We start from the raw sequence: 6,571 nt of genomic DNA, 5'->3' as shown, positions 1-6,571 counted from the left end.
ACTTGTCGATCGTCTGTTGGTGATACTGGTTTGCAAAGAGGTCATTCTTAATGGCGCTGCGTTTCTTCATGGTGGTTAGCTCAGTAGACCAGCTTCCGATAACTTTATCAGCAAAATCAAACTCGGCTTAGGTTTTTCGAGGTGCCCCATTAATTAAACAATCTGGTTGACCATCATAGGCAATTTTTCCATCTGCAATTACGATAGACCTAGTTGCTATTTGGCTAGCATCTTCCAAATTATGGGAAACCATTAGTAAGGTTAATTGGCGTTCATCACACACCTGTTTAAGTAATGTTAACATTTCATTACGTAAAGCTGGATCGAGAGCAGAAAAAGGTTCATCTAACAATAAAATCGGTTTTTGGCGGATCAAACAACGTGCTAACGCAGTACGTTGGCGTTGCCCGCCTGATATTTGTGCAGGTAAACGAGTGATACAATTATTAAGAGAAACTTGTTCTATGATCTGTTTTACTGCGCGATGTTGAGCTCTTTCTAATCTTAAACTTGGTGAAATGCCTAACGCAATATTTTGCCAAACAGTTAAATGAGAAAAGAGATTATTTTCCTGAAAAAGGATAGAAACTGGCCGCTTGGCGGGTGGTGTAGCAGTATGATTTTGTCTATTTAGCCAAATTTTTCCCTGTTTGGGATATTGAAATCCAGCGATCAAATCCAGTAGAGTACTTTTCCCTGCTCCACTAGGGCCTAATATAGCCACCCTTTCAGCTCTATTTACTTGAAAATCAAACTGCATTGTTATATTTTCATAACAATAGACAAGTTGATCTAATTTAATCATGCTCTTTTCCTGATAAATATTCTAATAAACTGAATAAGCTGAAACAAAGTAATAGCATTAATAACGCGGTAACTGCCGCATCATTATTACGGTAAGAGCCTAATTGTTGATAGAGATAATAAGGTAGGGTACGAAAGTTCTCATTACCAAACAGTGCAATAATACCAAAATCACCTATTGAGAGTATACAGGTAAAAGCGAAGGCTTGTCCTATTGTACGTTTCAAAGCTTTTAATTCAATTAGAACTAGTCGATTTATGCCTTTGATCTGTAATGAAAGGCATAATAAATTATAGCGTTCAGCTAAGTCATACATCTGATTTTCTAATATTTTTAAGGCATAAGGAATAGCCATTAAAGCATTCGTCAAGATGATTAAACCATAAGGCGAGTAGGTTAAATTAATAGTATTATTTAGCAATAAAAAGAAGCCGGTAGCTAAAACTAGGCCTGGCATTGCAAGTATTAATAATCCACTTAATTCGAAAGTTCGATAAAGCAGTATTGAGCGGCACAGACGTAATTCACGACTACTCCAAAGCAACATCATAGTAAGAATAATACTAAGTACTCCAGCACTAATAGCAATAAAAATCGAATTAATGCCTGCTTGCCATAAGCCAGGCTGTTGTAACACGTGTAATAGCGTTAAGTTTAAACCATCAACGATAATAGCCAAGAAAGGCGGAATTAAGAAAAGTAGGGTCATGCTAATCAGTAATGTATCCCACCATTTCTGCCATCGACTATTAGCTGGATTTGTCCACCGCAATTGTCGACTAGCACCGACGGAAAAGACAACATTTAATTTTTGACTTAATAATACTAGCCCTAAACAGCAAAAAAGTTGGATCAGAGCCAGCAAAGCAGCTTTATTGAGATCAAAATCATAACTTAATGATTGATAGATAGCGAGTTCAATGGTGGTTGCAGCAGGCCCCCCGCCAAGCGTCAGTACGGTGGCAAAACTGGCGAAGCACAACATAAAAATCAGGGCCGATGTTGGTAAAATCTGTCGCCTAAGATAAGGCCATTCAACAATCCGAAAATGTTGCCATTGGTTCATGCCGAGTTGTGCGGCAAGCTGACGTTGCTCAACTGCAATATTCTCTAGCGCAAGCAACAGCATCCGCATAGCTAATGGTAAATTAAAAAAGACATGTGCTAATAAAATGCCTTTTAGGCCGTAGGGGGTAAATTGGTAATTAATACCTAACCATTGACAAAATTGAGCAATCCATCCCACCCGACCATAGACGGTTAATAAGCCAAAAATGGCCACTAGTACTGGCAATACCAGTGTCATCGAACATAAGCATAAAAACAGTATCCGACCTGGAAAATGGCGTCGAAAAAGGGCTTTGGCGAGAAATATTGCAGGGATAACGGATAAGACGGTCGATAGTAATGCTTGCCAAAATGTAAAGCCAATGACATGCCATAAATAGCTGTCATCAATAAATTCTTGCCAGCTTATTTGCGGGGCATGTAACCATAAAGTGCTGAAAGTAACTACCGCAATAGCGATTAATAGGCCGGACACAATTATGCCAGGCCAAAGTGAACTCCCTATTGGTGGCTGACGGCATTTTGCCATAAATTGATCCATTGATTGCGATGTTGAGTAATATCTTCTGCATTAAATTGTAATGATTTTTTTGGCACAGGTATTTGTTGATAAACGTCGGGTAAGGGTATATCAATGACTGGATACATCCAATTGGTTGTCGGTAACGTTTTTTGGAACGTTGGTGATAGCATAAATTGCATGAATTGTTGAGCTAGTTTAGGCTGCTTGCTGGTTGCTAATTGGGCCGCCACTTCAATTTGCAGATAGTGCCCCTCACTAAATAGTGCCGCAGCATAATTATTTTTTTTATCATTTAACAGATGAAAACCTGGTGAAGAGCTATAACTGAGGACAAAATCGCTTTCACCTTTTAAAAACAATCCATATGATTCGCTCCAACCTTTAGTAACGGTTACGGTTTTTTTGGCTATTTTTTGCCAAGCCTGAGTACTGTTTTGCCCATAAATTTTTTGTATCCAAAGTAATAGCCCTAAACCTGGTGTACTGGTACGTGGATCTTGGTAAATAATTTTCCATGGCTGGGGGCTATTAATAAGTTCATCAAGACTTTTAGGCACTTCAGTGATCCGCGTCTTATCATAAATAAAAGCAAAATAACCATAACCGTAAGGGATAAAAATATTGTTATCCCATTTTATGGGTAATTTCAGTTGACTGATGTCAATTTTACTTTCAGTAAATAAGCCCGTTTTTTTTGCTAGATCAATTAAGTTATTATCAAGTCCGAGCACAATATCAGCTGGGCTATTTTTTCCTTCCATTCTAAGGCGATTTAATAACGCAACTCCATCACTTAGGCCAATTAGCTTCAGTTCACAGTGACAGATTTGTTCGAAGGCAGGCTTTATTGTAGGCCCTGGCCCCCAATCTGCGATAAAGGAATCATAAGTGTAAACGGTTAATATAGGTTTTGCCTGGAGAGCGAAAGCTGAACAACAAATTAAACCAATACTAACTATTTTTAGCAGTACATTCTTCAATACTGAGTTCTCCTATATAATTAAATAAAAGTGATGCTCTAGGAAGGATCTGAGGAATGGACAGTAATGAAGCTATTTATTGATGAATAAATCATTAGAGTGGCTCAAATCCCTACGCCGATGTTAATCGGATCAGGTTCGACGAGTTTTTCTCAGCCAGCTATTAACAATATTAATCATAGCTAGCACCCCGTTGAGATGGCCTTATTGTAAGATGTTATCTTATAATTGCAAATACTATATTTGATAAAGGCTTACCATATAGAGTAGTATGAAACAATAAGTTATCTTTTAAATTTTTAACGAGGTAGTCAGATGGTTGACAATGATGGCTACCGCCCGAATGTAGGAATTGTAATTTGTAATCGGCAGGGCCAGGTATTATGGGCTCGTCGCTATGGGCAACATTCATGGCAGTTCCCTCAAGGGGGCATTAATCCTGAAGAATCGCCAGAACAGGCAATGTATCGGGAATTATTCGAAGAGGTTGGGTTGGATCGTAAAGATGTTAAAATATTAGCGTCTACCCGGAACTGGTTACGTTACAAATTACCTAAACGTTTGGTGCGTTGGGACACAAAGCCAGTTTGTATAGGGCAAAAGCAACGTTGGTTTTTGTTACAATTGGTTTGTAATGAACATAATATTAATGTGCAAACAAGTAAAACGCCTGAATTTGATAGTTGGCGTTGGGTGAGTTATTGGTATCCTGTGCGTCAGGTTGTTTCTTTTAAACGCGATGTTTATCGGCGCGTTATGAAAGAATTTGCTCCGATGGTTATGTCACTGCAAAATAGAGCAATGACATCAAATAAAAGCCATACCTATAGGCGTAAACGTGGCTAAATAAATTTAGCGTTTAATAGTCAACTTTTGTCGTTTTGAAAGCGAAGTGAGAGTAGTGAAAGCTACTTTTGTTTATTTTTTGGAAAGTTTACTAGCCAAAGTATGCATTAGATAGATTTGTTGATGAATTTAATCAATAAATACTATTAGATTTTAAACCGCATGCAGTCATGCAATTCTATCAAGCTCTATAAAACTAAAGAGTGGAGACGATGAATAATAGTTATATTGTGTTTCCTGATATTGATCCTGTTATATTCTCGATTGGTCCAGTAGCCCTTCATTGGTATGGTTTGATGTATTTGGTGGGATTTGTTTTCGCTCTATGGTTGGCAAAACTGAGAGCCGGAAAAGCAAATAGTGGCTGGACCAAAAACGAAGTTGAAAATCTGCTCTATATTGGTTTCTTAGGTGTCTTTATCGGTGGACGTTTAGGCTATGTTTTATTTTATAATTTGCCGGCCTTCCTGAGCAATCCTTTGTATCTATTTAAAGTTTGGGACGGAGGAATGTCTTTTCATGGTGGGTTAATTGGTGTGATATGCGCCATGTGGTGGTATGCACGCAGAACCCATCGCCATTTTTTTCAAGTTGCCGATTTTGTTGCCCCATTAATCCCATTTGGATTAGGTATGGGACGTATTGGTAATTTTATTAATGGTGAACTTTGGGGACGTGTAACATTAGACACACCATGGGCAATGTTATTCCCAGGCTCACGAGCAGAAGACATTCAGATTGTTAGTCAAGACCCTTCTTTATTACCGATTTTAGAGCAGTATGGCGTATTACCACGACATCCTTCCCAACTTTATGAGATGTTTTTTGAAGGGATCTTTTTATTTATTATTTTGAATCTGTTTATTCGTAAACCACGCCCAATGGGCAGTGTTTCAGGATTGTTTTTGATTGGTTATGGGGCTTTCCGTATTTTTGTTGAATTTTTCCGTCAGCCGGATGCGCAGTTGGGGCTATTTGGTGGTGTAAGTATGGGACAAATTTTGTCAGTCCCTATGATAATGATTGGTATTTTAATGATGATCTGGGCCTATAAGAAAGATAACCATTTTGTACGGACACGGACTATTCCATTACTAGCAAGGCAGAAAAGAGTAAGTAGCAGAAAATTTTAATACAGTGTTTTTATTTATAGTATTAAATAATAGATTCTAAGCGAGTAATAATCATGAAACAATATCTGGATTTATGTCAGCGTATTATTGATAAAGGTCAGTGGGTAGCAAATAAACGCACAGGAGTTCGGTGTTTAACGGTTATCAATGCTGATCTTGAATATGATGTCGCAAATAACCAGTTTCCTTTAATTACGACTCGCAAAAGTTTTTATAAAGCGGCTATTGCTGAATTATTAGGTTATCTAAGAGGTTATTCTAACGCTGCACAATTTCGTGATATTGGCTGTAATACATGGAATGCCAATGCGAATGAAAATCAGGCATGGCTCAATAATCCGAACCGTAAAGGTGAAGATGACATGGGACGGGTTTATGGCGTTCAGGGGCGTTCATGGCAACGGCCTGATGGTACTTATTTAGATCAGCTGCAAAAAATTATTAGCAACCTTTCGGTAGGAATAGATGATCGTGCCGAGATAATCACTTTTTACAATCCGGGTGAGTTTGAATTAGGTTGTTTATGCCCTTGTATGCATACGCACACTTTTTCTCTGCTAGCTGATACGCTTTATTTAACTTCATATCAACGTAGTTGTGATGTTCCTTTGGGACTAAACTTTAATCAAATTCAATGTTTTGTTTTACTGGCACTGGTTGCTCAGATCACGGGTCACAAACCAAGTAAGGCTTACCATAAGATAGTGAATGCTCACATTTATGAAAATCAACTTTCGATTATGCGTGATATCCAGTTGAAGCGTACTCCTTATTCTTTGCCGCAACTGCGTATTAATCCTAATATTAAAACATTAAAAGATATTGAAACCTGGGTGACTAGTGATGATTTTGAAGCCATTGGTTACCAATATCATGATGCAATTAAATATCCATTTACGGTATGACATTTTTTGTGGGTTGCCTTAATCATTAACATGAACAAGGTGACTACCATCTTATTTGCTGTTTTTAATTAATATTATGGTTTAATTAATAAATAGCCACTAAAAACATTAAAATCTGGGAGGCGTTTCTATCTTTGCTCCCCACTTTTTTGTAATACAAATTTTTTAATAGATCTGTTTCCCTTCTATAAACTAGTTGCTGAATAGAGACTTGCATTTTTTGTCACGCTATTGAGAATAAAAAGAGGTTTAACTTAGAGAATAAAGGTTTGAAATGATCAACAAAGAGCGGCTGTTACGAGATAATCGTT

Annotated in this window: 6 protein-coding genes and 1 riboswitch; of the genes, 3 read left to right on the top strand and 3 right to left on the bottom strand. The window is 37.7% G+C overall.

Features of this window, described 5'->3' with window-relative positions; genetic code table 11:
• Window positions 1-127: 127 nt before the first annotated feature.
• The 3 genes from thiQ to thiB are packed head-to-tail and all read right to left on the bottom strand — an operon-like array spanning window position 128 to window position 3,364.
• Window positions 128-805: a thiamine ABC transporter ATP-binding protein ThiQ gene (gene thiQ / locus CBG25_RS06005; RefSeq protein WP_290605304.1), complete on the bottom strand. Its 678-nt coding sequence runs from the start codon at window positions 803-805 to the stop codon at window positions 128-130.
• Window positions 798-2,402 carry a thiamine/thiamine pyrophosphate ABC transporter permease ThiP gene (gene thiP / locus CBG25_RS06000; protein ID WP_290605302.1) on the bottom strand — a complete coding sequence of 535 codons (1,605 nt, stop codon included), beginning with the start codon at window positions 2,400-2,402 and terminating at the stop codon, window positions 798-800. The genes thiQ and thiP overlap by 8 nt, the downstream gene beginning before the upstream one ends.
• Window positions 2,375-3,364: a thiamine ABC transporter substrate binding subunit gene (thiB, locus tag CBG25_RS05995; protein WP_290605306.1), complete on the bottom strand. Its 990-nt coding sequence runs from the start codon at window positions 3,362-3,364 to the stop codon at window positions 2,375-2,377. Before thiB ends, thiP begins: the two co-directional genes overlap by 28 nt.
• A gap of 103 nt (window positions 3,365-3,467) precedes the next feature.
• Window positions 3,468-3,579: riboswitch (TPP riboswitch) on the bottom strand.
• 112 nt (window positions 3,580-3,691) lie between these two features.
• Here thiB and rppH point away from each other — a divergent pair.
• The 3 genes from rppH (at window position 3,692) to CBG25_RS05980 (ending at window position 6,260) form a co-directional block, all read left to right on the top strand.
• Window positions 3,692-4,222, top strand: a complete 531-nt coding sequence (gene rppH / locus CBG25_RS05990; protein WP_290605300.1) for an RNA pyrophosphohydrolase — start codon at window positions 3,692-3,694, stop codon at window positions 4,220-4,222.
• Between the two features lie 212 nt (window positions 4,223-4,434).
• Entirely contained in the window at window positions 4,435-5,355 is a 921-nt protein-coding gene (lgt, locus tag CBG25_RS05985) for a prolipoprotein diacylglyceryl transferase (RefSeq protein WP_290605299.1), read from the top strand.
• A gap of 53 nt (window positions 5,356-5,408) precedes the next feature.
• A complete protein-coding gene (locus CBG25_RS05980; protein ID WP_290605297.1) occupies window positions 5,409-6,260 on the top strand; it encodes a thymidylate synthase in 852 nt (283 codons plus the stop codon).
• Window positions 6,261-6,571: the final 311 nt, after the last annotated feature.

It is taken from the genome of Arsenophonus sp. ENCA (genome assembly GCF_002287155.1).
Classification (GTDB): domain Bacteria; phylum Pseudomonadota; class Gammaproteobacteria; order Enterobacterales; family Enterobacteriaceae; genus Arsenophonus; species Arsenophonus nilaparvatae.
The sequence above is the reverse complement of the archived record's forward strand: the minus strand, read 5'-3'. Positions and strand labels throughout refer to the sequence as shown.

Coding starts and splice junctions, on each gene's coding strand:
- rppH (WP_290605300.1), top strand. CDS start 3,692: ATGGTTGACAATGATGGCTACCGCCCGAATGTAGGAATTGTAATTTGT.
- lgt (WP_290605299.1), top strand. CDS start 4,435: ATGAATAATAGTTATATTGTGTTTCCTGATATTGATCCTGTTATATTC.
- thiQ (WP_290605304.1), bottom strand. CDS start 805: ATGATTAAATTAGATCAACTTGTCTATTGTTATGAAAATATAACAATG.
- thiP (WP_290605302.1), bottom strand. CDS start 2,402: ATGGCAAAATGCCGTCAGCCACCAATAGGGAGTTCACTTTGGCCTGGC.
- CBG25_RS05980 (WP_290605297.1), top strand. CDS start 5,409: ATGAAACAATATCTGGATTTATGTCAGCGTATTATTGATAAAGGTCAG.